The sequence below is a fragment of the Bradyrhizobium sp. USDA 3262 genome, from assembly GCF_054060035.1.
On record NZ_JBSSCT010000001.1, the window covers coordinates 4,993,166 to 5,017,020 of the forward strand.

The 23,855-nt window shown below is 65.1% G+C and carries 20 protein-coding genes and 2 pseudogenes; 11 read left to right on the forward strand and 11 right to left on the reverse strand.

Going from position 1 to position 23,855, the window contains the following annotated elements; all coding sequences use genetic code 11:
- Positions 1-271: 271 nt before the first annotated feature.
- The 7 genes from fabD (at position 272) to gmk (ending at position 7,011) form a co-directional block, all read left to right on the forward strand.
- Positions 272-1,225, forward strand: a complete 954-nt coding sequence (fabD, locus tag ACVWYP_RS22875) for an ACP S-malonyltransferase (protein ID WP_028344798.1) — start codon at positions 272-274, stop codon at positions 1,223-1,225.
- A 21-nt stretch (positions 1,226-1,246) separates the two neighbouring features.
- Positions 1,247-1,984 carry a 3-oxoacyl-[acyl-carrier-protein] reductase gene (fabG, locus tag ACVWYP_RS22880; protein WP_024581467.1) on the forward strand — a complete coding sequence of 246 codons (738 nt, stop codon included), beginning with the start codon at positions 1,247-1,249 and terminating at the stop codon, positions 1,982-1,984.
- A gap of 289 nt (positions 1,985-2,273) precedes the next feature.
- The gene (locus ACVWYP_RS22885; RefSeq protein ID WP_002716125.1) at positions 2,274-2,513 is read left to right on the forward strand and encodes an acyl carrier protein; all 240 of its coding nucleotides are present in this window, start codon (positions 2,274-2,276) and stop codon (positions 2,511-2,513) included.
- A 96-nt stretch (positions 2,514-2,609) separates the two neighbouring features.
- Positions 2,610-3,875 carry a beta-ketoacyl-ACP synthase II gene (gene fabF / locus ACVWYP_RS22890; RefSeq protein ID WP_028344799.1) on the forward strand — a complete coding sequence of 422 codons (1,266 nt, stop codon included), beginning with the start codon at positions 2,610-2,612 and terminating at the stop codon, positions 3,873-3,875.
- A gap of 127 nt (positions 3,876-4,002) precedes the next feature.
- Positions 4,003-5,253, forward strand: coding sequence for an endolytic transglycosylase MltG (mltG, locus tag ACVWYP_RS22895; RefSeq protein WP_016844279.1), 1,251 nt, complete (start codon positions 4,003-4,005; stop codon positions 5,251-5,253).
- A gap of 213 nt (positions 5,254-5,466) precedes the next feature.
- Complete coding sequence (locus ACVWYP_RS22900) at positions 5,467-6,354, forward strand: YicC/YloC family endoribonuclease (protein ID WP_172648060.1); 888 nt, start codon at positions 5,467-5,469, stop codon at positions 6,352-6,354.
- A gap of 3 nt (positions 6,355-6,357) precedes the next feature.
- Positions 6,358-7,011 carry a guanylate kinase gene (gene gmk / locus ACVWYP_RS22905; protein WP_304500286.1) on the forward strand — a complete coding sequence of 218 codons (654 nt, stop codon included), beginning with the start codon at positions 6,358-6,360 and terminating at the stop codon, positions 7,009-7,011.
- A gap of 61 nt (positions 7,012-7,072) precedes the next feature.
- Here gmk and ACVWYP_RS22910 read toward each other — a convergent pair whose 3' ends face one another.
- The 8 genes and pseudogenes from ACVWYP_RS22910 to lptF all read right to left on the reverse strand — a co-directional run bounded on the left by ACVWYP_RS22910 (position 7,073) and on the right by lptF (position 17,171).
- Positions 7,073-8,131 carry a hypothetical protein gene (locus ACVWYP_RS22910; RefSeq protein ID WP_453946039.1) on the reverse strand — a complete coding sequence of 353 codons (1,059 nt, stop codon included), beginning with the start codon at positions 8,129-8,131 and terminating at the stop codon, positions 7,073-7,075.
- Positions 8,132-8,422: 291 nt separating this feature from the next.
- Positions 8,423-9,481: an alcohol dehydrogenase gene (locus ACVWYP_RS22915; RefSeq protein ID WP_304499961.1), complete on the reverse strand. Its 1,059-nt coding sequence runs from the start codon at positions 9,479-9,481 to the stop codon at positions 8,423-8,425.
- A gap of 19 nt (positions 9,482-9,500) precedes the next feature.
- Positions 9,501-10,355: a 16S rRNA (adenine(1518)-N(6)/adenine(1519)-N(6))-dimethyltransferase RsmA gene (rsmA, locus tag ACVWYP_RS22920; protein WP_038383706.1), complete on the reverse strand. Its 855-nt coding sequence runs from the start codon at positions 10,353-10,355 to the stop codon at positions 9,501-9,503.
- Positions 10,356-11,357: a 4-hydroxythreonine-4-phosphate dehydrogenase PdxA gene (gene pdxA, locus ACVWYP_RS22925; protein ID WP_304499962.1), complete on the reverse strand. Its 1,002-nt coding sequence runs from the start codon at positions 11,355-11,357 to the stop codon at positions 10,356-10,358.
- Between the two features lie 17 nt (positions 11,358-11,374).
- On the reverse strand, positions 11,375-12,322 hold the full coding sequence (locus ACVWYP_RS22930) for a SurA N-terminal domain-containing protein (RefSeq protein ID WP_028344807.1): 948 nt from the start codon (positions 12,320-12,322) through the stop codon (positions 11,375-11,377).
- 86 nt (positions 12,323-12,408) lie between these two features.
- A complete protein-coding gene (locus ACVWYP_RS22935) occupies positions 12,409-14,832 on the reverse strand; it encodes an LPS-assembly protein LptD (RefSeq protein ID WP_304499963.1) in 2,424 nt (807 codons plus the stop codon).
- A 77-nt stretch (positions 14,833-14,909) separates the two neighbouring features.
- Positions 14,910-16,008 (reverse strand): annotated as a pseudogene (gene lptG, locus ACVWYP_RS22940) (LPS export ABC transporter permease LptG).
- Entirely contained in the window at positions 16,005-17,171 is a 1,167-nt protein-coding gene (gene lptF / locus ACVWYP_RS22945) for an LPS export ABC transporter permease LptF (RefSeq protein WP_028335174.1), read from the reverse strand. The pseudogene lptG and the gene lptF overlap by 4 nt, the downstream one beginning before the upstream one ends.
- A 370-nt stretch (positions 17,172-17,541) precedes the next feature.
- Here lptF and ACVWYP_RS22950 point away from each other — a divergent pair, with 370 nt between their 5' ends.
- The 3 genes from ACVWYP_RS22950 to ACVWYP_RS22960 all read left to right on the forward strand — a co-directional run bounded on the left by ACVWYP_RS22950 (position 17,542) and on the right by ACVWYP_RS22960 (position 20,169).
- Positions 17,542-19,047 (forward strand): leucyl aminopeptidase, encoded by a 1,506-nt coding sequence (locus ACVWYP_RS22950; protein WP_304499964.1) that lies wholly within the window; start codon positions 17,542-17,544, stop codon positions 19,045-19,047.
- A gap of 15 nt (positions 19,048-19,062) precedes the next feature.
- Positions 19,063-19,515: a DNA polymerase III subunit chi gene (locus tag ACVWYP_RS22955; protein WP_028335176.1), complete on the forward strand. Its 453-nt coding sequence runs from the start codon at positions 19,063-19,065 to the stop codon at positions 19,513-19,515.
- Between the two features lie 144 nt (positions 19,516-19,659).
- Positions 19,660-20,169, forward strand: a complete 510-nt coding sequence (locus ACVWYP_RS22960) for a hypothetical protein (RefSeq protein WP_439711178.1) — start codon at positions 19,660-19,662, stop codon at positions 20,167-20,169.
- 234 nt (positions 20,170-20,403) lie between these two features.
- Here ACVWYP_RS22960 and ACVWYP_RS22965 read toward each other — a convergent pair.
- From ACVWYP_RS22965 to ACVWYP_RS22975, 3 genes and pseudogenes are all read right to left on the reverse strand, one after another.
- A pseudogene (locus tag ACVWYP_RS22965) lies at positions 20,404-22,267 on the reverse strand (ABC-F family ATP-binding cassette domain-containing protein).
- A gap of 107 nt (positions 22,268-22,374) precedes the next feature.
- Positions 22,375-22,545, reverse strand: coding sequence for a hypothetical protein (locus ACVWYP_RS22970; RefSeq protein WP_304499966.1), 171 nt, complete (start codon positions 22,543-22,545; stop codon positions 22,375-22,377).
- Between the two features lie 223 nt (positions 22,546-22,768).
- The gene (locus tag ACVWYP_RS22975) at positions 22,769-23,032 is read right to left on the reverse strand and encodes a hypothetical protein (RefSeq protein ID WP_028344813.1); all 264 of its coding nucleotides are present in this window, start codon (positions 23,030-23,032) and stop codon (positions 22,769-22,771) included.
- Positions 23,033-23,380: 348 nt separating this feature from the next.
- On the opposite strand from ACVWYP_RS22975, the gene ndk reads away from it, so the two are divergent.
- Positions 23,381-23,803: a nucleoside-diphosphate kinase gene (ndk, locus tag ACVWYP_RS22980; protein ID WP_016847423.1), complete on the forward strand. Its 423-nt coding sequence runs from the start codon at positions 23,381-23,383 to the stop codon at positions 23,801-23,803.
- The last annotated feature ends 52 nt before the right edge of the window (positions 23,804-23,855 follow it).

The following is a 23,855-nucleotide window of genomic DNA, read 5'->3' on the forward strand; positions in this document are numbered from 1 at the left end:
AGCCGGACCGGCATCCCCAGGGTTCCTCCGTCGCGGCTTGACAGCACCGCCTCCGTCAGTGTCTTACGGCCCGGTCCGAGGCCGGTTGCAAGGCTGGGCTGCCATGGCTTGGTTGCCAAGGCCTGATTGCCAAGGCTGGTTGTTAAGGCTTGGTTTGCAAGGATTGGCCCGGACCCGCCGTGGCGCGTTTTGCGCGACGCGGATACCGTTTTCCCCTGCCAGGCCTAAAGCGCCTGCGCGGAGATCACGCTCAACAAGGTAGGGATCGCCGATGACGGCAGCATTTACGTTTCCCGGGCAGGGCTCGCAGGCGGTTGGCATGGGCAAGGCCCTGGCCGACGCCTTTCCGGCGGCCAAGGCGGTGTTCGACGAGGTCGATTCCGCGCTGGGCGAGAAGCTGACCGCGATCATCTGGGACGGTCCCGGCGAGACATTGCAGCTCACCGAAAATGCCCAGCCGGCGCTGATGGCGGTGTCGATCGCCACTTTGCGCGTGCTCGAGAGCGAGGCCGGCTTCTCGGTCGGCCGCAACGCGGCCTTTGTTGCCGGGCACTCGCTCGGCGAGTATTCGGCGCTGGCTGCCGCCGGGAGCCTCTCCGTCAGCGACACCGCGCGGCTGCTCCGCACCCGCGGACTCGCGATGCAGAAGGCGGTGCCGGTCGGCGTCGGTGCGATGGCCGCGCTGCTCGGTCTCGACTACGAAACCGCCGTGGCGGTCGCCAACGAGGCGGCGCAGGGACAAGTCTGCCAGGCCGCCAACGACAATGGCGGCGGCCAGGTGGTGGTCTCCGGCGACAAGGCCGCGGTCGATCGCGCGGTCGAAATCGCCAAGACCAAGGGCGCCAAGCGCGCCATGCTGCTGCCGGTGTCGGCGCCGTTCCATTGCAACCTGATGCAGCCGGCGGCCGATGCGATGGCAGAGGCGTTGTCCGGCGTGACCATCAAGGCGCCTGCGGCGCCGCTGGTCTGCAACGTGCTGGCCTCCGCCATCACCGATCCCGACGAGATCCGCCGCCGCCTGATCGAACAGGTTACCGGGACGGTTCGCTGGCGCGAGTCGGTCGCCTATATGGCAGGGCACGGCGTGACGCGGTTCTTCGAGATCGGCGCCGGCAAGGTGCTGAGCGGCCTCGTCAAGCGCATTGCCGACGGCGCGGTCGGCGTGTCAGTCGGCGGTCCGAACGATATTGCTGCGGCCAAGGACGCGCTCACAGCTTCGGCTTGAAGCAGCCGGAAGGAGAATTCGATGTTTGATCTGACTGGCAAGACGGCGCTCGTCACGGGCGCAACCGGCGGCATCGGCGGCGCGATCGCGCAGGCGCTGCATGCGCAGGGCGCGACGGTGGCGATCTCGGGGACGCGGCGCGAGGTGCTGGACGGCTTTGCGGCCAAGCTCGGCGAGCGCGTGCACGTGCTGCCCTGCAATCTTTCCAGCAAGGATGATGTCGAGGCGCTGGTGCCGGCAGCGGAAGCTGCGATGGGGCAGGTCGACATCCTGATCGCCAACGCCGGCATCACCCGCGACAACCTGTTCGTGCAGTTGCGCGACGAGGATTGGGACGACGTGATCGCGGTCAACCTGACCGCGACGTTCCGCCTGGCGCGCGCCGCGACCAAACTGATGATGCGCAAGCGCTTCGGCCGCATCATCGCGATCACCTCGATCGTCGGCGTCACCGGCAATCCGGGGCAGGGCAACTACACCGCGTCGAAGGCCGGCATCATCGGCTTGATCAAGACGCTGGGCGCCGAATACGCCAAGCGCGGCGTGACCGCCAATTGCATCGCGCCGGGTTTCATCAAGACGCCGATGACGGATGCGCTCAACGACAAGCAGCGCGAAACCATCCTGGCGAAGGTTCCTGCGGCGCGCCTCGGAACGCCCGAGGACATCGCTGCTGCGGCGGTCTATCTGGCCTCGAACGAGGCCGCCTACGTCACCGGACAGACGATTCACGTCAACGGCGGGATGGCTATGATTTGAGCTGCTGGCCGGCTCTCGCAATGCGGCGAAAAGCCGTTTTCGGGAGCCGGTTCAGGCGTGTAGTCAAGGCTTGGGAAGTATGGTAGCTGAAGCCCCCGTGGATGGGCAAAGAACGCCATTGCAGGATTTTGAAACCCTGTATATTGGCGTGGCGACGCCTGCCGTTCGCCGGGGCTTTAGTCGGCTACGACCGGGCCGAATCAAGACTATGCGCGACTGAGTAATCGAGACGACCACGATGGCTCGTATCGTCTTGGGGTCGGGTCCAATGGAACAACGAGGTTGAACGATGAGTGAGATTGGCGAGCGGGTTAAGAAGATTGTGGTCGAGCACCTTGGTGTCGAACCCGAGAAGGTGGTCGATAGCGCGAGCTTCATCGATGACCTCGGCGCCGACAGCCTCGACACGGTCGAGCTCGTGATGGCATTCGAAGAAGAATTCGGTTGCGAGATTCCCGACGACGCGGCGGAGACGATTCTGACCGTCGGCGACGCGACCAAGTTTCTCGAGAAGAACGCGAAGAGCTGACGCCGATCGCGAATTTGACGGGGCCGGACGGACTGCGATCGAGCGGTCCCCCGGCTTCTTATTATCAGCCGCGCATTGCTGGCCGGAGACGTGGAAATGAGACGAGTTGTCGTCACGGGGCTGGGCATGCTTACACCGCTCGGCTGCGGCGTTGACGCAACTTGGGCGCGCATCCTCGCTGGAGACAGCGGCGGCAAGACGATCGACACGTTCGACGTGTCCGACCTGCCGAGCCAGGTCGCCTGCTACATTCCGCGCGGCGACGGCTCCAACGGCACCTTCAATCCCGATCAGTGGATGGAGCCGAAGGACCAGCGAAAGGTCGACGACTTCATCCTCTATGCGATGTGCGCGGCCAAGCAGGCGCTGGACGATGCCAACTGGCATCCGAAGTCGGATGAGGACCAGTTCGCCACCGGCACGATGATCGGCTCCGGCATCGGCGGCCTCACCGGCATTGCCGAGACCGCGGTGCTGCTGAAGGAGCGCGGTCCGCGCAGGGTCTCTCCGTTCTTCATTCCGGGCCGTCTGATCAATCTGGCATCCGGCTACGTCTCGATCGAGCACGGCCTGAAGGGACCCAATCATGCGGTGGTCACGGCGTGCTCGACCGGCGCGCATGCGGTCGGCGACGCAGCGCGGCTGATCGCGCTCGGCGACGCCGAGGTGATGGTCGCGGGCGGCGCCGAATCGCCGATCTCGCGCATCGGCATCGCAGGCTTCTGCGCGGCGCGTGCGCTGTCCACAGGCTTCAACGACACCCCGCAAAAGGCATCGCGGCCTTACGACAAGGATCGCGACGGCTTCGTGATGGGCGAGGGCGCCGGCGTCCTCGTGCTCGAGGAATACGAGCACGCGAAGCGCCGCGGCGCGAAGATCTATGCCGAGGTCACTGGCTATGGCCTGTCGGGCGATGCCTTCCACATCACCTCGCCGCCGCCGGACGGCAATGGCGGCTTCCGCAGCATGAGCATGGCGCTGAAGCGCGCCGGCCTTGCGGCATCAGACCTCGACTACATCAATGCGCACGGCACCTCGACGCAGGTTGGCGACGAGATCGAGCTCGGCGCGGTCGAGCGTCTGCTCGGCAATGCGGCCTCGAAGGTTTCGATGTCGTCGACCAAGTCCGCGACCGGACATCTGCTCGGTGCGGCCGGCGCGATCGAGGCGATTTTCGCGATCCTGGCGATTCGCGATAACGTGGTGCCGCCGACCATCAATCTCGACAATCCGTCGGTGCAAACGGCGATCGATCTTGTGCCGCATACGTCGCGCAAGCGTGACGTCAATGTGGCGCTGTCCAATTCCTTCGGTTTCGGCGGCACAAACGCCTCCGTGATCGTGCAGCGCGTGACCAATTAGTAGGTCTTTAGAACTAGTCCACCGTTTTGCCGTATTCCGCGGTGACTCCTAATAGCGGGCGTATGCTATTGGCAGGGCAGGGGTTTGTCCGGCCACGATTCAACCGGCAGGGTATTGGTTTGCATCGATGAGTGAGAGGCCGCCCATTTCACCGAGGAGTCCACGCGCCGCGCTGGAGCCCGAACAGCTTCCGCCGCCGCCCAAGCGCTCGGATCGCGCCCGCAATCCCTTCGTGATCGTCGGCAATGCCATCTTCACCATCCTGATCATCCTGATGATCGGCGCCGGAGCGACGTATTACTACGGCAAGCAGGCGCTGGAATCGCCGGGACCGCTACAGGAAGACAAGATCGTCAACATCCCGGCGCGCGCCGGCAAGCGTGACATCGCCGACGTGCTCTCGCGTGAGGGCGTGATCAACGTCAATCCGTGGGTCTTCATCGGCGGCGTGTTCGCGCTGAAGGCAAGCTCCGATCTCAAGCCCGGCGAATATTCGTTCCAGAAGAATGCCAGCCTGCGCGACGTCATCGCCACCATCGTCGACGGCAAGGTGGTGCAGCACGCCATCACGATACCGGAAGGCCTGACTTCCGAGCAGATCGTGACGCGGCTGTCCGACAACGACATCTTCACCGGCTCGGTGCGCGAGATCCCGCGCGAGGGCACGCTGCTGCCGGAGACCTACAAGTTCCCGCGCGGCACCACACGCGACCAGGTGATCCAGCGCCTGCAGCAGGCGCAGAAGCGCGTGCTCGCCGAAATCTGGGAACGCCGCAACACCGACACGCCGCTGAAATCGCCGGACCAGCTGGTGACGCTGGCCTCGATCGTCGAGAAGGAAACCGGCCGTGCCGACGAGCGCAGCCGCGTCGCCGCCGTGTTCGTCAACCGCCTGCGCCAGCGGATGAAGCTGCAGTCCGATCCGACCATCATCTACGGACTGGTGGGCGGCAAGGGAACGCTGGGCCGTCCGATCAAGCGCAGCGAGATCACGCAGCCGTCGCCCTACAACACCTATGTGATCGACGGCCTGCCGCCCGGGCCGATCGCCAATCCCGGCCGCGCCTCGCTGGAGGCGACCGCCAACCCGGCGCGTACCCGCGACCTGTTCTTCGTCGCCGATGGAACCGGCGGCCACGCCTTCACCGAAACCTACGACCAGCACGCGAAGAACGTCGCCAAGCTGCGCGCGTCTGAGAAGCAGATCCAGAACGACACGGTCGAGCCCGCGGATGATCCGGCGCCTGCCGCCGCGGCGCCCGGCGCCGATACCAATCCCACGGCGACGACGCCGAAGCCCACCAATCAAAAGAAGCCGCCGCGCGGTCGGCAGGGCGCAGCCCAGCAGACCAATTCGCCGCCGGTGGTGCAGCGCTAAAGCGCGATGCGATCGTCGCGCTTTAGCTTCTTGTTTGAGCACGATCTTTCGGAAAACCGCTTCACACTTTTCCGGATCATGCTGTAGCTCTGCGTTTCCGGAGGTGGAACGTAATTCCACTTTCACGGAATCCGTTTTAAGGTCGCACCGGCTCCCCACGAGTCTCGCAGGCTCCGGGTGAGTCCCATATCCTTCTGTTGGAGAGTTCACGCGATGGCGCTGTCGAGCATGACTGGCTTTGCCCGAAGCCATGGCGCAAGCGGTCCCTACACGTTCGAGTGGGAGCTGAAGTCGGTCAATGCCAAGGGCTTTGACCTGCGGTTGCGGCTTCCGCCGGGCTGGGACGAACTGGAAGCGCTTGCCAAGAAACGGGCCGGTGAGCTGCTGTCGCGCGGCACGGTCTACGCCAATCTCAGCGTCAAGCGCACCGACGCGGCGCAGACGATCCGGATCAATGAGGACGTGCTCGCCGCCGTGGTGAAGGTCGCCGGCACGCTCGCGCAGCGGATCGACGCGGTGGCACCGAGCATCGACGGACTGCTCGGCATCAAGGGCGTCATCGAGGTGGTCGAGCCCGAGAGCAACGAGGACGAGGACAAGGCCGCGCGCGAGGCGGCAGCGATGGCCTTCGAGCAGGCGCTCGGGAGCCTTGTCGAGATGCGCCGCCGCGAGGGCGATGCGCTGGGGCAGATCCTGATGCAGCGGATGGACGAGATCGAGCGGCTCGCCAAGCGCGCCGAGACCGCTCCCGGCCGCAAGCCCGAGGCGATCAAGGCGCGGCTTGCCGAGCAGATCGCGGCCCTGCTCGAGACCTCCGACCGCTTCGATGCCGACCGCCTGAACCAGGAAGCGATCCTGATCGCCACCAAGGCAGATATCCGCGAGGAGCTCGACCGCATCGCCTCGCACATCGCCCAGGCGCGCGAGATGATCGGCAAGGGCGGTCCGGTCGGGCGCCGGCTCGACTTCCTCGCCCAGGAATTCAATCGCGAGGTGAACACCTGCTGCTCGAAGTCGAATGACGTCGAGCTGACCAACACCGGGCTTGAAATGAAGAACGTGGTCGAGCAGTTCCGCGAACAGGTCCAGAATCTGGAGTGAATGATGACGGCGCGGGGTTTTGACGGCGTTGAGCGGCGCGGACTGATGTTCGTCCTGTCGTCGCCCTCGGGCGCCGGCAAGACCACGCTGTCGCGCATGCTGCTGGAGCGCGAGCTGGGCCTGAAGATGTCGGTGTCGGCGACGACGCGGCCGATGCGGCCGGGCGAGGTCGAGGGCCGCGACTATTTCTTCGTCGACAAGAAGAAGTTCGAGACGATGGTCGAGCAGGGTGAACTGCTCGAATGGGCCACCGTATTCGACAATCGCTATGGCACGCCGCGCGCGCCGGTCGAGGCCGCCCTATCGGTGGGGCAGGATGTTCTGTTCGATATCGACTGGCAGGGCACGCAACAGCTCCACCAGAAAGCCAGCGCCGATGTGGTGCGGGTGTTCATCCTGCCGCCGTCGGCCGCCGATCTCGAGAAGCGGCTGCATACCCGGGCGCAGGATTCGGAAGAGGTCATCCGCGGACGGATGAGCCGCGCCAGTCATGAGCTGAGCCATTGGGCGGAATACGACTACATCGTCGTCAACCACAACGTCGACGATGCATTTGCCGAGGTGCAGTCGATCCTGAAGGCCGAGCGCCTCAAGCGCGAGCGCCGCACCGGCCTCACCGAATTCGTGCGCGGCCTGCAGCGTCAGCTCGAGAAGTAGCAGGTTGAAGCCGTGACGCGATCGCGGGGGATCGCATCACGGTCATTTCCTTCAGCGCACTCTAGTTCGCAGCGCTGCGCGCAAGCCGCTGCAGCATTGCGGCGATCTGCTTGTTGTCCTGCTCTCTTTGATCCCGATCGCGCGCAGCCTCCCGGCGAGCAGCCGCCGTCTCGGCGCGGCGTGGAGCGGGAGGCGTCTCGGCATGGCGCGGCACGGGCGTCTCCGCGCGGCGCGGCGCAGCCTCGGACAGACGCAGCGGACGGTCCCGGCTGACAACTGCCATCGGGGGCGCCGGCTCGGTGTGCAGCGAATCCCACGGCGCGTGCCACTCGTCCTCGGTCTGGTAGGGCGCCGAGCGCCTGCGGGTCAGCCCGAACACCAGCGCGCTGACCATGCCGGCCAGCGCCAGCGCTCCAACCATCACGATCAGCAACATCTGCGTCGACGATGATTTCTCCACCGACGCCTCGGCTGTGGCGGCAGGCGCCGGCGCGGCCGCCTGTTGCGGTGTCGCGTCAGCCTGCGCGACCACGGTCGGCGGGTCCGCGGCGCGCCGGGTTCCGTTGGTTCCGGCCATGCTCGAGGCATCCAGCCACCTGGCGTTCACGTCGGACGGCTGGGCGTTGGGACCCGGTGCTGCCGGATCGGTGGCGGCTGCCGTTCCACCGACCTGGGTGGCGTCGGCGCTTGGCGCAGGCACAGCCGCGACCTGCGGTGAGGGCCATTCGGCATGGGCGTCGGCGACTGATTTGCGCATCGCCGGCTGCTGCGGCGCGGGCTGGCTCTGCGGCGCCGGCTGGCTCTGTGGAGGCGTCGCGTCGGCCGTTGTGGTATCGGGCGCGGCTGCCGCCGGCGGCGGCGGCTGTGCGGTCGTGGTCGCCGTCTTGGCCGCCTTGTTCTTGGCCTCGCCGAGATACCAGCACTTCTTCTTGCTGCGATCGAGATGGTAGAACCAGTGGCTTCCCGCAGGCGCGGTTCCCTTGGGCGCGGACAGACAGGTGTCCGCCGCGTTGGTGCTATTGGCCGTATTGGCGGCGGTCTGGGCCATGGCGCCGAAACTGGCGCCGGCCAGCATGCTGGCGGCAAGCGCCGCAGCGAATTTCGCTGAACGATTTGACATACGCGTCCCCGGTATCTCTTTTTTTACGCAAACGCTGGAGATTCCAATGTCGGCAAAGAGTTGGGTCGCAATGCGCCGCAAATCCGGAACGGGTAGGGCTTAATTGGGGCTCGCGGGGTGCCGCAATTGCGGCGGGCCGGTGGCCGCGGAACACGAACCGAACGACGGCTTCGTTCGACTGTCGGGTACCACCGGAGCGGCCGCGTCCCGCCGGCGGTAGCAGCACCGGCGGGACGTCATGTCTCAGCATGGTCTTTCGGAAAACCGCGTCACACTTTTCCGGATCATGCTCTAGTTCTTCAGGACGATGCGTCCGACGACCTTGCCGGCGCGCAGCTCGTCGATCCATTTCTGGACGCCGGCCATCGGCTCTTCCTTCATCGGCGTCGGCTTGATCTTGCCGGCGCGGGCGAGCGCCATCAATTCCTGACCTTCGGCCAGCGTGCCCACCATGAAGCCTTCGATGGTCATGCGCTTGTACACCCACTGCACCATCGGCAGCGTGAACTGGCCGCCCATCAGGCCGGACACCACGATCTTGCCGCCGCGCGCGACCGTCGACACCGCAAACGCCATCGACTTCTCGTTGCCGGCAAAGTCGACGACGCCGTCGAAGCCGCCGTCGCTCTCCTTCAGCATGCGCTTGACGACATCGGGCTCTGCCGGGTCATAGGCGGCCGCCGCGCCGTTCTTCAGCGCGGTCTCGCGCGCCGCAGGGCTGAGATCGGCGACCGTGATCGGCTGCTTGAACATCGCCTGTGCGAATGACAGGCCCATCATGCCGACGCCGCCGAGACCGATCAGCAGCAAATTGCGCTGGCGCGGACGATCGACCAGGCGCTTCAGCGCGCCATAGGCGGTGACGCCGGAGCACATCAGGGTGGCGGCCTGGTTGACCGGCAGCGGATCGTAATCGAGCAGATATTTTGCGTCGGGCACCAGCACGTGGGTCGCGAAGCCGCCGTCGATCGAGACGCCGAGGAAGCGCTGCTTGACGCAGAGATTCTCGTCGCCGGCGAGGCAGTCGCGGCACTGGCCGCAGCCGATCCAGGGGAAGACGGCCTTCTTCGTCCCGATCAGATCCTTCGGCGCATCGGGGCCGACCTCGTCGACCACGCCCGCGATCTCATGGCCGAGCGTGAAGGGCAGGGTCATGCCGCGGGTGGTATCGAGCTTCTTGCCGCCGCCGAGATCGGCGTAGCCGTCCTGGATGTGGAGATCGGAATGGCACAGGCCGCAGCGCTCGATGCGTACCAGCACTTCGCGTCCCTGGGGCTTCGGCGTGTCGACGATGGTTTCGCACAGCGGTGCATCGAATTTGACGAGGGATTGGCGAACCATGCGCGCCATCACGTTTTCTCCTGTTGTTCTATTTTGTGGCCCGTATATCGGCCAATTCCCGGGCCATGGCAACAAAGCCCGCGACCGGAATGGTTTCGGCGCGCCGTGTCGCGTCGATACCGGCTGCGGCAGCAAGTCGCGCCGGATCGACCGACAGCGATTTCAGGCTCTGGCGCAGCATCTTGCGGCGCTGGCCGAAGGCGGCGGCCGCGACCTGCTCGAGCATGCGGCGGTCACACGGCTCGGGTGCGGCGCGCGGTATCAGTCGTACCACCGAGGACGTGACCTTCGGTTGCGGCACGAAGGCCGCGGGCGAGATGTCGAACAGGATCTTGGTCTCGGTGCGCCAGTTGGCGAGCACCGCGAGCCGGCCATATGCCTCCTCGTCCTCATGGGCGACGATGCGCTCGGCGACCTCGCGCTGGAACATCAGGACCATCATATCGTACCAAGGCGGCCACGGCTCGATCGACAGCCAGTCGACCAGCAGCTGGGTCGCGATGTTGTAGGGCAGGTTGGCGATGATCTTGGCCTTGGCGCCATCGAGCAAGGGACGCGGGTCAAAGTGCTGTGCGTCGCCATGCACGATCTCGATGCGGCCAGGATAGCGCTTCGCGATGTAGTCGAGCGCGGCCAGCGCCCGCTCGTCACGCTCGATGGCGATCACGCGCTTGGCACCCAGCGCAAGCAGCGCGCGCGTCAAGCCGCCGGGACCGGGGCCGACCTCGATCACGGTGGAGTCTTCCAGCGGGCCCGCGGCGCGGGCAATGCGCGCGGTGAGGTTGAGATCGAGCAGAAAATTCTGGCCCAGCGATTTGCGCGCCGACAGCGAATGCTCGCGAATGATGTCGCGCAGCGGCGGCAGATCGTCGATCGTGCTCACTTAGCTTGATGCCGCGGCCATGCGCGCGGCGAGCCGCAGGGCGGCGATCAGGCTCGACGGATTGGCCTTGCCGGTGCCGGCGATATCGAACGCGGTGCCGTGATCGGGCGACGTCCGGATGAACGGCAGTCCCAGGGTGACGTTGACGGCGTCCTCGAACGCGACGGTCTTGATCGGGATCAGCGCCTGGTCGTGATACATGCAGATCGCACAGTCATAGGTCTTGCGCGCGGCTGCGTGGAACATGGTGTCGGCCGGCAGCGGGCCTCGGACGGCAATGCCATCGCGGCGCAGGATCTCGACCGCGGGCGCGACGATCTCGACGTCTTCCATGCCGAGCGTGCCGTCTTCGCCGGCATGCGGATTGAGGCCGGCAATGGCGAGCCGCGGCGCCGCGAGGCCGAACCGCGCCTTCATGTCCGCGACCACGATCCGAGCGGTTGACACGATCAAGTCGGTCGTCAATTGCGCCAGCGCCTCGCGGACCGACACATGGATCGTCACCGGGACGACGGCGAGCGCCGGCGACCACAGCATCATCACCGGCTGCGGCGCGCGCCCGCCGCTTGCGGCAAGCTCGGCCAAGAACTCTGTGTGGCCGGGATGCCGGAAGCCGGCGCGGTACAGCACGTTCTTGGCGATCGGATTGGTGACGACGGCGCTGGCCTTGCCAGCGGCGACATCGGCGACGGCCTGCCGGATCGACGCCAGCGCCGCATCCGCACTCGTGCCGTCGGGCTGGCCCGGTAGCGCCTTCGCCGCCTTGCCGGTCGCAACGACGGGGAGGGCGCGTGCGAACGTCGCGGATGCCTCCTCGGCGCTGACCTCGGCCAATTCGACGGCAAGCCCGAGCGTCTTGGCGCGTTCGGCAAGCGCGGCACGGTCGCCGAGCAGATAGAACGGCGGGAGATGGAGTTCGCGGCGTCGCAGCCATGCGGCGAGCGTGATATCGGGGCCGATGCCTGCGGGCTCGCCGGATGTCAGTGCGAGAGGTTGAGCCATGCGTCAACGATAGTCGATCATCGCCCGCCTGGATATTCGATCATCGCGGCTTTCCGGACTTCCTGCAGATAGGCCTTCGACTTCGCCTCGTACTTCTGCACGTACATCTTGTCGCGCATCTCACGCTTCTTCGGCGTGTCGACGGTGGTTGCCTTCCGGCCGCAGAGGGCGACCATTTCGATGCCCTGCTTGGTGACCTCTGGAGGGGTGAGGTGGCCGACCGGGGTCTTGTCCAGGATGTCGCGCAGCGACTGCGGCAGGTCGGCCGAGGTCTTCACGACGATCTCGCGGATCGCGGCGTTGCGCATCGACTTGAAGGAGGTGTTGGCTTCCTCGCAGCTGGTGACGCGCTCGCGCAGGCTGTCCGCTTCCTTGCGGCGCCCCTCGAACTCCGACTGCGGCGCGCCGCGGGGCACGATCAGAACGACCGGCTGCATCCTGTATTCGAATGCCTCGGCCTCAGCCGTCCCTCCGGTCTCCTTGACCGCGTTGGCGACGTCCTTTTCGCCAACCTGCAGGCTTTCCTTGAAGCGGCCGCGGACCAGGCTGGTCCAAACCATGTCGGCCCTGATGCGCTGCTTCAGCGTGTCCGGGCGGATGCCCTTGCCCTCGAGCACCTTGGTGAGCTGGTCGCCGGAAAGCCGCATCCGCTGCGCCATGCCGCCGAAGGACTGGTCGATATCGCCGGCGGAGGGATCGACGCCGAATTTCTTGGCTTCCTTGATCTTCAGCTTCTCGTCGATCAGTTCGTCGAGGACGGTCTTCCGATCGGGGGTCTTGCCGCCGGTCAGCGCGTTCAGCTTGGCGCGCTGCTCGATGTCGTAATTGGTGATGGGCTCGCCATTGACCATCACGGCGATGGTCTGGGCATGCAGTCGCGCACCGCCTCCAAGCAGGAGGAAAAGAGCCAGCAGGAAACTCAACACTAGCTGATAGCGGCGCGTTGGCAGGCTAGCGGTCGTCATTATCGTCATGTCAGCCGTTTAAACCAATTCAAGCCGGAGCCACAGGCCTGCAGGCAATCCACGCCCCCCGCCAGACCGCTCGCTCGCTACTGCATGCCAGCCGAACTGCTGGTCGTGGAGGTTTGGGCGATCGTCCGCAGCCCGATCTGGAACATGAACGCGTGACTGAGGACGGGCGGCGTCGAGCCCGCCTGATAGGTATAGGACGTGACATAGTTGGCGGCCAGCACGAAGCAGTCGTCCACATAGCCCGCGCCGAACGCGTACTGGTTGATTTTGTTCGCTTCAAGGTCCCAGCGCGCCGCGCCCTGAACCACCCAGTTCGCCGCCACCTTGATCGATCCGCTGGCGAGGATGCCTTCGCGGCGCGTCAAATAGCCAAGTTCCGGCTGCGCGGCATAGTCGCCGTACATCAGGCTGACCGACCAGCGGTCGAAGTTCGCGCTGGCCTGGGCCTCGAACCGGTTGATGTTCCAGGTCGCCTCGTCCATCCGCGAGCGGACGCTGAACGTGTAGGTGCGGTTGGGCGAGTAGGCGAGGCTGGCGACATAGTCCGAGCGCGGATTCTGCAGGCCGGAGTCGACGCCGGTGTTGGTGACGTCCGCGACCGCGAACGAGTTCAATCCGAACATCTGGTAGGACTGTCCGAACATCGCCTTGACGCTGCCGCCGCGATCGAACTGCGTGGTGGCCTGCACGCCGACATTGGCGCGACTGCCGCCCTCGACGCGGTCGTAGCCGGAGAACTTGTCGACCGCGAACAGGTTCGAGGTATCGAACACCAGGCTCTGCGCGTCCTCGTTCGGAAGCTTGCCGGCGTCGGGCTCGTTTGGCCGGATGATGACCTGCGCAATCGGCTCGATGGTCGTCGTGCCCCACGGCTGCACGTTGATGAAGGGGTAGCGGTATTCGAAGCCAACGGTCGGCATCAGGCGGACCGTCTGGGTGTCGCCGACCGGCAGGAAGTTGGAAACGCCCGGCTGGTTCGAGATGTCGGCGTTGATGGCATCGGCGCGGACGCCGACGAACGGCGTCCAGATCTGGCCGAGCGGGTCGGTATAGGATTTGCGCCACTGCGCCTCGGCGGTCAGCCTTGTGTAGGTGCCCGGCATGCCGCGCAGCAGGCACTGCGACGGCGTCCGCGCCATCGGATCAGCGGACGTGGTCGTGCACAACGGGTTAAGGGGGTTGGCGGCCTGTGCCGTGATCGGGTCGAACACCGCGGTTTCGCGGGTCAGGCTGGTGAAGTTCACCTTGTAGCTGAACTCGCCACCGAGGATCGGGCTGTTGATCACGTTGTTGTAGTCGATGACAGGCGCGACCACCGGAACCTGGTTCTGGTTGCCCGAGTAGCTGAGATAATAGATCGCGCGCGCGTCGAAGAAGCTGCGGTTGCCGACGCCGGTCAGATAGAGTTGCGAGATCGCCTCGGTCGGCAGCGACAGGAACGATCCGAACGGGTCCTTGTACTGGGCCAGCCGGTAATCGGACATGAAGTAGTAGTCGGACAGCAGCACGCCGTCCCAGCCCCAAGTCCACTTGTCGTTCAGCGCGAACTGACCCTTGGTCTCGATGCCGCCGCGGAACTGGCGGTCGCCGGGCTGGCCGGCGAAGGCGCCTTGATCGAGCTGGTCGATGCCGTAGAGCCGGATCTGATAGGCGCCGTTCGACAGACGCTGGCGGAATTCGCCCTGGAACAGCACGCCCTGCTTCGACGTGATGCGCGGATTGAAGGTCGCGTCGAAGTCCGGCGCGAGCGCGAAGTAATAGGGGATTTCGACGCCGACGCCGAACGCCGAATACGTGGTGAAGCCCGGCATCAGGAAGCCGCTCTTGCGCTTCACGGTCGGATCGGGCGTCGAGAAGTAGGGCAGATAGGCCATCGGAACGCCGAAGAATTCGAGCTGGGCGTTCTCGAAATAGAGCATCTTCTCGGTCTGGTTATGGATGATGCGCGCGCCCTTGACCTGCCAGAGCGGCGGCTTCTTCGGATCATCCTTACAGGGAGCGCAGGCGGTATAAACGCCGTTGTCGAACACCGTGTAATTGCCGCTGGACCGATCGGCGCGGGTCGCCGCCATGCGGGTCTGGTCTTCAGTGTCGACGCGCAGCGAATCGACGAAACCGTCGCGGTAGTCGTCGCTGAGATCCATGATGTTGGCGTAGGTGATTTTGCCTTCCGCATCGGTCATGCGGATGTTGCCTTCGGCATGAAGACGCTTGGTCTTCTGGTCGTAGATGACCTTGTCGGCCTCGACGCTGGTGCCGTTGTAGAACATCTGGACGTTGCCGACGGCCGAGATGCGCTGGTTGTTGTAGTCGTAATCGACCTCGGTCGCCTGAACCAGCATCTGCCCGTCATTCTTGGCCGGCGGGCGGGGCGGCTTCGGCGGACGCGGATTGTAGGTGAACGCCTGAGCGGCAGCCGGCGTCGACGCGACAACATCGAGCGCGCTGACCACGACGAACGCGGCGAGGAGAGCTGAGATCGAAACGCCAAACGCGGCCATGCGGCTCCGTTGACGGCGCAGGACACTGCGCCGCCCGAGAGCAGGCGACCTCAACTGGCGGGCGGCGACGATAGCCACTACCCGTCCTCCTGGTACAGCAAGGCTAAGAAACCGGTGAGGCTGCCCACAACGAGCGGGCAACCACGCCGCAGCGATGGGATGCATCAACTCAGCCTTGCTCAAATCTTCAGTTACTTTCGACAGCACGTAGAGCAGAAAGCCTGCGCCCACGCCACTCAAAACCATCTTCTGCACGCCGCCCATCCGAAAGAAGCGGAGGCTCACAGAAGCCGCCAACATCACCATCGCAGCCAGCAAAAACGGCTGTGCGATGAGCTTGTGATACTGCAAGCGATAGCCAGCCGTCGCGAACCCTGAGCTCTCCGACGAACGGATGTAGTTCGGCAGTTGCCAAAAGGACACAGTTTCCGGGGTGGAGAAACTGTTGCGCACCTGTGCCGGGGTAAGGGTGGTGGTCAGGTAGAAGGTGTCCTGGTCCACCGGAGGCTTATCGAGGGTGAATCGGCGTACTCCCTTGAACACCCAACGGCCGTCTTCGAGCGCCGCTTCGCGCGCTTCGATTCGCTCCTTGAACTGGAGCGCCGTGTCGAATCGGAACACGGTGAGTCCGGTCAGCCGGACGCCCTGCTGCTCGCTGCGGGCCGCATTGATGATCGCCTGACCCTCGTCGTTGATCTGGTTCAGCCAGAAGCCGGACGCGTCCTGAATGCCGCCGCCGGGCGCCGAGCCGAAGAGTTCGGCTTCCATGCGTTTGGAGAGCTCGCGCAGATTGGCCGATACCGGATTGTAGGCGGTGGTCGCGAAGATGCCGAGCATGATCGCGCTGGCCAGCGCCGGTGAGATGAATTGCCAGGCCGAGACGCCGGCGGCACGGGCCACCACGAGCTCCAGCCGCCGCGACAAAGCGAGGTAGCAGGTCATCGCGCCGATCAGCACGCAGAACGGCATCAGCTTCTCGAGCAGCTGCGGCACCCGGAATAGCGAAGTCTCCGCGACCGTGATCGCAGAGGCCGAGACGAGGCCCGACGTCTTGCGCACCATCTCGATGTAGTCGACCAGCACGAGCAGCACGAAGATGCCCGCGAACACGCCCACCGCCGCGACCACGAAGCGGCCGGCGAAATAACGCCCGAGCGTGTTTGTGACCATGCTCATGCGGTTGCCGGCCTCCGGAAGAGGCGCGCAATGCGCTCGTTGTTCCTGTTGATCGCTTCCATCAGCCGCGGCGGCGGTTCGACGACCACGCCGCCGACGATCATCCAGATGCCGACGCCGATGCCGCCGAACAGCATCAGATATTGCACCAGCGCCGCGAGCGGCGTCTTCACCGCCATGACGGAGCAGGCGAACCCGACCATGCGCAGGCCGAACACCGCGAATACCGAGCCGCCGATCGAGAAATTGCGGCTTTGGCGCGTGGTGCGCGGTGCGCCGAGGAAGGCGAAGGTGAGGGCCGCGAACGCAAACGGATAGATCGGCGCCATGAAGCGATCATGCAGCTCGGCGAAGAACTGGCCCGACAGCTGCTGATAGGTCTTGTCTTCCTCGTCCGGCCACATCAGCTCCCAGAGATAGCGCTCGCGAATCCCGAGCGTGACGTCGCGGCCCTGCGAGAATTTCGACATGTCGAAGGCGTAACGGGCGAATGCGACCAGCGCCGGATCGCGCTTGCCAACCTCGAACCGTTGGAGATTGCCGTCATAGAGCACGAGGTACGAACCTCGATCGGTCTTCTGCACGGTGCCGTGGTCGGCGATGATGGTGACGCGCTCCTGCGGATCGCGGCGATCGTCGACGAAGACGCCGCCGAGCACGCCGCCGGGCAAGCGCTCGCGGATGCGAATCGTCAAGTTCTGGTCGAGCTGGGCGAAGCGGCCGGGCTGCAGGATGTTGGTCAGCACGTCGGCGGTGATCTCGGCGTCCCACTGCTTGATTCGGCGCATGCCGTCGGGGGCGAGATAGGCGCCGATGAAGGCGACCAGGGCCGCTACCACGCAGGTGGCAAGGAAGAACGGCCGGAACAGCCGGATCGGCGAGAAGCCCGCCGCGTTCATGACGATGATTTCGGAATCGGTCGCGAGCTTGTTCAGCGTATGGGAGATCGCGATCATCAGCGCGATCGGGGCGATGATCAGCACCAGGGCGGGAATCACGAGACCGGTGATGCCAAGGAAGGTGAGGATGGTCTGACCCTGGCTGGTCATCAGGTCGATGCCGCGCAGCGCCTGCGTAATCCAGATCACGCCGGTGAGGCTGACCAGGACAAGCGCAAACGACGCCAGCGTCGTTTTAAAGATGTACTTGTCGATCGACCCCATCGCTACCGCACGACCCCCAAGGCCCCCTGCACGCAACCAAACGCACGGCTTTCGACCATCCCCGTCAACCCGGGTTCCCCTATGGTCGAGCCGCGGACCCGTCCGGCTCACTCTCTAGTCACTCTCTCACTACCATCCCTTTGATCCGTCAACAAAATGGCCGGGCCAAGGCACGCTTAATTTATGGTTAATTAATCGCTTTTGTGGCCTTCCGGCCACTCCGGCGCTTGGCAGCGACGCAGCCGACGGGTCATAGTGCGTGACAAGCCCGGTCCGGGCTGGTTCCGGACCGCCATCGCAATGCTCACCCCGCGTGCCGGAAGGACCGCCTCAGGTCCGAGCAACACCCTGAGTTCTGGAGGATTTTCCTATGTCCGACGCCGTCAAGGTCGGCTTTGTCCCATTCTCCGCGTCCGCTCGCGGTATTCTGGTCGCCTTTTGCGACGAGCAATTGAAGCTGGGAGCCGCCACCCGGAAGGCGCTGGGAGCCGCCGCCGAGACGGTCAAGCGGGCTGCGGCCGCCAACCAGTTCAAGGGCAAGAGCGGGGCGATCCTCGACATCCTGGCGCCGGAGGGAATCAAGGTCGAGCGGCTGATCGTGATCGGCACCGGCAAGGCAGCCGACCTCAAGGCGAAGGATTTCCTCAAGTTTGGCGGCGCGGTGGCCGGCAAGCTCAATGCCGGCAGCGGTTCGATGACCGTGATCGCGGAACTGCCCGATGCCGCGATGGCCGCCGGCCAGGCCGCCGCGATCGCCACCGGCATCCGTCTGCGCGCCTACAAGTTCGACCGCTACAAGACCAAGAAGAAGGATGGCGAGGACGGCGCCGCCCTGCGGGCCGACGTCTCGATCGCCGTCGACGATGTTGCCGCCGCCAGGAAGGCGTATGCGCCCGAAGCGTCCGTCGTCGATGGTGTGAATTTGGCGCGTGAGCTCGTCAACGAGCCGCCGAACGTGCTGTATCCCGAGGAATTCGCACGCCGCGCCAGCCAGCTTCGCAAGCTCGGCGTCAGCGTCGAGGTGCTCGACGTCAAGGCGATGACCAAGCTCGGCATGGGCGCGCTGCTCGGCGTCGCGCAGGGATCGGCGCGGCCCGGCCGCACCGTGATCATGCGCTGGAACGGCGGCAAGAAGAGCGAGGCGCCGGTCGCGTTCGTCGGCAAGGGCGTCTGCTTCGACACCGGCGGCATCTCCATCAAGTCGGCCGGCGGCATGGAGGATATGAAGGGTGACATGGGCGGTGCGGCCTGCGTGGTCGGGCTGATGCACGCGCTCGCGGCGCGCAAGGCCCGCGTCAATGTGGTCGGCGCCATCGGCCTGGTCGAGAACATGCCCGACGGCAATGCGCAGCGTCCGGGCGACATCGTCACCTCGATGTCCGGCCAGACCATCGAAATCATCAACACCGACGCCGAGGGACGCCTCGTGCTCGCCGACGTGCTCTGGTACGTCGCCAAGAAGTTCAAGCCGAAATTCATGGTCGATCTGGCCACGCTGACCGGCGCGATCATGGTCGCGCTCGGCACCGATCACGCCGGCATGTTCTCCAACAACGACGAACTCGCCGAGCGCCTGACCACGGTCGGCCTCGAGACCGGTGAGAAGGTGTGGCGCATGCCGCTTGGTCCCGAATACGATAAGCAGATCGATTCGCAATTCGCCGACATGAAGAACACCGGCGGGCGCAACGGCGGCTCGATCACGGCAGCGCAATTCCTGCAGCGTTTCGTCGACGGCACGCCGTGGGCGCATCTCGACATCGCCGGCACCGCGATGGGCGCGCCGAAGACCGAGATCAATCAGAGCTGGGGTTCGGGTTATGGCGTCCGGCTGCTCGAGCGGCTGGTCTCCGACTATTATGAAGCTGGGAAATAGAGTGTCGGCCGGCGCATGACCGAGGTTCTGTTCTACCATCTGCAGAACATGACGCTGGAGAGCGTGCTGCCGCCGCTGCTTGAGAAGTCGCTCGAGCGCGGCTGGCGCGTGGTCGTGCAATCGACGTCGCAGGAGCGCGCCGAGACGCTCGACGCGCATCTGTGGACCTACAGCGACGATTCATTCCTGCCGCACGCGACCTCGCGCGTTGCCGACGCGCAGGACCAGCCGATCATCCTGTCGATCGAGGAGGGCAACCCGAATCGGGCCAATGTCCGCTTCCTGGTCGACAATGCGGCGCTGCCGGCCGACTGCGACAGCTACGAGCGGGTGGTCCTCGTGTTCAATGGCGACGATCCCGACGCGGTGGCCTCGGCCAGGGAAAGCTGGACTGCTTGCAAGGCCCGCGGCTTCGAGGTCACCTATTGGCAGACCGACGAGCGGGGACGCTGGCAGCGGCGCCAATAGCGATAGCTACTAATTAATGATAATTCGACGTTTCTTGGGGCGGGCCACGGTCATGCCGCAAAGTGATGTTCGGACAAGCCCTTAGGTGAAGGGGTAGGAGCTTTGTCGATCGTGCAGGACGGAACATTCAGTCGGAAGTCTCTGTTGGCCTTGCTGGTGCTTGCACCGGGACTTGCCGGCTGTTCGGGCGCCGGATCCGACTTGTTTTCGCGCGATGCGGAATGGTTCTCGCGTCCCGGGCGGGTGTTCATCCGCAACATCTCGATCGAATCGCCGCCGCTGACGCCGGACAAGCCGGTAACCAACGACGATCTCGTCAGTGCCGACGGCAGCTGTCCAGGCATGGCACCGCCGGGCGCCGCCGATGCCAACGCGCAGGCCGGCGGTGCACCGCCGCCGCAGCCAACCGGCGGTAGCGTTGCACTCGGCCACACTGAATGCGACGTCGTGCGCGGCATCGGTGCTCCCGACAGTGTGAACCTGTCCAATGGGCCGGGCGGCGAGCGTGTTGCGGTCGTGACCTGGTCGCGTGGCGCGCGCGCCGGCATCTACACCTTCTCCTCAGGGCGCCTGTCGTCCGTCGAGCGCGGTGCGGACCCTGTGCCGGAGCCGAAGCAGGCGAAGCCGAAGAAGAAAAAGACCTCGCAGGGTTAGGGTATTTTCGCCGCAGCGGCAGGTCGATGCCTGCTTGCGCTGGCATCACACCGGACAGAGCCCTGGCGCTCCCTCCACCGTCGTCCCTGCGAAAGCAGGGACCCATACTCCGCGGCCCGTGTTGTGAACGGGGCTCGTCGTTCCACCATCGTGCAACAATAACTAGCTGTGGTTATGGATCCCTGCTGTCGCAGGGACGACACCGAATATGTGGCTCCGCCCGGTGGGGCAAATCTAATTCGCGGCTTCGTCGAGTTCGGCGCTGGCTTCCAGCCAGTCTTCCTCGGCACGCTGTAGCGCGCTCTCGGCGCCGGCGCGCGCCTTGGTCAGTTGCGCGGCCTGCTTGGGGTCGCGCGTAAAAATATCGGGCAATGCGAGCGCGGTATCGATCTTGGCGATGATGCCGTTGATGCGCTCGATCTCGGCCTCGGCTTGCTGGACCCGCTGTCTGGGTGAAGCACGCTTCTCGTTGCGGGCGCGCTCCAGCTTGGCGAGCTCCTTGACGCGCTCGCGCGAGGCCGGCCGGCCATCATTGGCCGACAGGATCATGCGTCGATACTCGTCGAGATCGCCGTCATAGGCGGTCACGGTCTGGTTCGCCACGACCCACAGGCGGTCGGCGCAGGCCTCGATCAGATAACGATCGTGCGAGACCATCATGACCGCGCCGGGGAATTCGTTGATCGCCTCCGCCAGCGCCGCACGGCTGTCGATATCGAGATGGTTGGTCGGCTCGTCCAGGATGATCATGTTCGGGCCGTAGAACGTGGCAAGCCCGAGCAGCAGCCGCGCCTTCTCCGCCGCCCGACAAGCTCCTCACCAGCGTGTCGCCGGCCTTGCCTGAGAAACCGATCGCGCCGACGCGGCCGCGCACCTTGGTCTCCGGCGCCTCCGGCATCAGCTTGCGGATGTGATCATAGGGCGAGCCGTCGAGATTGAGCTCGTCGACCTGGTGCTGGGCGAAATAGCCGACCGACAGCTTGTCGGCCCTCGTGATCCTGCCGGCAAACGGCGCGAGCTTGCCCGCCAGCAGCTTGACCAGCGTCGACTTGCCGTTGCCGTTGGCCCCGAGCAGCGCGATGCGGTCGTCGGTATCGACGCGCAGCGTCACGCGATTGAGAACGGGCTTGCCGGGCTCGTAGCCGACCGAGACGTCATCGACCGCGATGATCGGCGGCGACAGCAGCTTCTCCGGTGCCGGGAACGAGATCTCGTGAACATCCTGGGTCACCAGCGCGGTGATCGGCTTCATCCGCTCCAGCATCTTCACGCGCGACTGCGCCTGCCGTGCCTTCGATGCCTTGGCCTTGAAGCGGTCGACGAAATCCTGCAGGCGCTTGCGCTCATCGGCCTGCCGCTTGGCGTGCTTGGCGTCGAGCAGTTCGCGCGCGGCGCGCTGTTCCTCGAACGAGGAATAGGTACCCTTGTAGAGCGTCAGCTTGCCGCGATCGAGGTGCAGGATCTGATCGACCGAAGTGTCCAGGAGATCGCGGTCGTGGCTGATCACGATCACCGTGCGCGGATAGTTGGCGAGATGGTTCTCGAGCCACAACGTGCCTTCGAGATCGAGATAGTTGGTCGGCTCGTCCAGCAGGAGAAGGTCGGGCGCGGAGAACAGCGTCGCCGCCAGCGCGACGCGCATGCGCCAGCCGCCGGAAAATTCCGCGCACGGCCGCGCCTGGTCTGATGTCGAGAAGCCGAGGCCGGAGAGGATCGCCGCGGCACGGGCGGGCGCGGAATGGGCGTCGATATCGACCAGCCGGGTCTGGATTTCGGCAATCCGGTGCGGATCGTGCGCCGTCTCGGCCTCGCGCAGCAGCGCGTCGCGCTCGAGATCGGCCTTCAGCACGACGTTGATCAGGCTTTCGGGCCCGTCGGGAGCTTCCTGCGCGAGGCTGCCGATACGCCAGCGCGGCGGGAGCGCGATGCTGCCGCTCTCGGTCGGGATGTCGCCCCGGACGGCGTGAAACAGCGTCGATTTGCCGACGCCGTTGCGGCCGACAAATCCGACGCGGGCTCCGGGCACAATTTGTACCGAACTGTGATCGATCAACAGCCGTCCGGCGATCCGGACCGAGATGTCAGTGATGGAGAGCATGCAGCGTTGTCACCGGACCCGCCGCCAAACGCAACCCGTCTGTCTGTAAAATCTCTCCCGGGCGCTGTTGCAAAAACGCAATTGAGCTGCTGGGCAGCCCTCAACATCTAATGGCGATCGGCTTCCCGCCGTTGCATCTCGTCGAGGAGCTGCTGCAGGCGAGACGAAAGCGCGGGCTCTGGCCGCATGCTTTGCTGAAGCCGTTCACCCACGGCATCGCAGATGTAACGGCAGGTCTTGTGATCAATCTGATCGGCGTCCTTGTCGATCTTGGTCATTGTCATCGTCATGGCACATCTCTTGGCGAGTTCCACCTCGCGTGTTCGAGTAGCTCCTCGCCATGACAAGTCGCGACGCCGAATTTGGTTTCCGCGCCTTACTCTCGCCTTGAGGTAGTGGGCCCCATCATATGCCCGGGTTCCCCGGCGGACCTGAAAAAAGCCCCGGCGCGAGGGCCGGGGCGAGAAGCAAGTCAGGGGAGCAGTCGACAGATTCGATGGATCAGTAGCAGCGGTTGACCAGCCGCCAGCGGGGGCCCCACGGGGTCGGCACGACGCGGCGCACGTAGCAGCCGCCGCCATAGCCATAACCGCCGTAATAGGCCGGGCCGCCGACGATGACGCGCGGGCCGCCCCACCAGCCGTGGTGCCATCCACCGTGCCAGCCGCCATGCCCGCCACCCCAGGCGGAGGCGGAGGTCGGGGCGAGCGCGGCGGCACCGAGCGAAACCGCGGCGATGGCGGCAAGCGAGAGTTTGCGTAACATGATCGTCTCCTCGAGCTATGGGCGCGCGCGACGCGCCCGCGGTGACATTTCCCGAGACGTCCTGTGAGGCTTGCGGATGGGGTTGCCAGCAAGGCGTCCGATCGCTGCAGAGCCTATGTGGGTGGAGCTGAACGGCAGCGGCACGGCGCTGACAGAATGGGTTCACCTAGGTGAAATCGCGGTAAGTTGGTCCAGCCGGCCGCTGGTCCGGAGGGCACCCAAACGACGGTTTTCGTCGTGAAAATCCGTCAAAACTAAAGGCTAACGCGTCACAGGGTCGCTTGCCGTTACCCCATCGCGCCGATATAAGCCCCGGCAACTCCCAGCCACGTTTACAAGGACGAAATCATGGCGATTGAACGCACCTTTTCGATCATCAAGCCCGACGCCACCGAGCGCAACCTGACCGGCGCGGTCAATGCGGTGATCGAGAAGGCGGGCCTGCGGGTCGTGGCGCAGAAGCGCATCCGCATGACCCGCGGCCAGGCCGAGACCTTCTACGCCGTCCACAAGGCGCGTCCGTTCTTCGGCGAACTGGTCGACTTCATGACCTCGGGCCCGGTCGTGGTCCAGGTGCTGGAAGGCGAGGGCGCCATCCTGAAATATCGCGACGTGATGGGCGCGACCGATCCGTCAAAGGCCGCCGAAGGCACCATCCGCAAGCTCTATGCGAAGTCGATCGGCGAGAATTCGGTGCACGGTTCGGATGCGCCGGAGACCGCCGTGATCGAGATCGCGCAGTTCTTCGCAGGCAACGAGATCGTCGGCTAACGCCGTATTGCTGAAGTGGCGCGGTCTCCCGAGGGGACCGCGTCGAAACAAA

Excerpts from the sequence above, each read along its gene's own strand:
- fabD (WP_028344798.1), top strand. The coding sequence starts at position 272 with ATGACGGCAGCATTTACGTTTCCCGGGCAGGGCTCGCAGGCGGTTGGC.
- fabF (WP_028344799.1), top strand. The coding sequence starts at position 2,610 with ATGAGACGAGTTGTCGTCACGGGGCTGGGCATGCTTACACCGCTCGGC.
- ACVWYP_RS22910 (WP_453946039.1), bottom strand. The coding sequence starts at position 8,131 with ATGTCAAATCGTTCAGCGAAATTCGCTGCGGCGCTTGCCGCCAGCATG.
- gmk (WP_304500286.1), top strand. The coding sequence starts at position 6,358 with ATGACGGCGCGGGGTTTTGACGGCGTTGAGCGGCGCGGACTGATGTTC.
- ACVWYP_RS22975 (WP_028344813.1), bottom strand. The coding sequence starts at position 23,032 with ATGTTACGCAAACTCTCGCTTGCCGCCATCGCCGCGGTTTCGCTCGGT.
- lptF (WP_028335174.1), bottom strand. The coding sequence starts at position 17,171 with ATGGGGTCGATCGACAAGTACATCTTTAAAACGACGCTGGCGTCGTTT.
- mltG (WP_016844279.1), top strand. The coding sequence starts at position 4,003 with ATGAGTGAGAGGCCGCCCATTTCACCGAGGAGTCCACGCGCCGCGCTG.
- ACVWYP_RS22935 (WP_304499963.1), bottom strand. The coding sequence starts at position 14,832 with ATGGCCGCGTTTGGCGTTTCGATCTCAGCTCTCCTCGCCGCGTTCGTC.
- ACVWYP_RS22900 (WP_172648060.1), top strand. The coding sequence starts at position 5,467 with ATGGCGCTGTCGAGCATGACTGGCTTTGCCCGAAGCCATGGCGCAAGC.
- ACVWYP_RS22930 (WP_028344807.1), bottom strand. The coding sequence starts at position 12,322 with ATGACGACCGCTAGCCTGCCAACGCGCCGCTATCAGCTAGTGTTGAGT.
- ACVWYP_RS22955 (WP_028335176.1), top strand. The coding sequence starts at position 19,063 with ATGACCGAGGTTCTGTTCTACCATCTGCAGAACATGACGCTGGAGAGC.
- ACVWYP_RS22950 (WP_304499964.1), top strand. The coding sequence starts at position 17,542 with ATGTCCGACGCCGTCAAGGTCGGCTTTGTCCCATTCTCCGCGTCCGCT.
- pdxA (WP_304499962.1), bottom strand. The coding sequence starts at position 11,357 with ATGGCTCAACCTCTCGCACTGACATCCGGCGAGCCCGCAGGCATCGGC.
- ACVWYP_RS22970 (WP_304499966.1), bottom strand. The coding sequence starts at position 22,545 with ATGACCAAGATCGACAAGGACGCCGATCAGATTGATCACAAGACCTGC.
- ACVWYP_RS22885 (WP_002716125.1), top strand. The coding sequence starts at position 2,274 with ATGAGTGAGATTGGCGAGCGGGTTAAGAAGATTGTGGTCGAGCACCTT.
- ACVWYP_RS22915 (WP_304499961.1), bottom strand. The coding sequence starts at position 9,481 with ATGGCGCGCATGGTTCGCCAATCCCTCGTCAAATTCGATGCACCGCTG.
- fabG (WP_024581467.1), top strand. The coding sequence starts at position 1,247 with ATGTTTGATCTGACTGGCAAGACGGCGCTCGTCACGGGCGCAACCGGC.
- ndk (WP_016847423.1), top strand. The coding sequence starts at position 23,381 with ATGGCGATTGAACGCACCTTTTCGATCATCAAGCCCGACGCCACCGAG.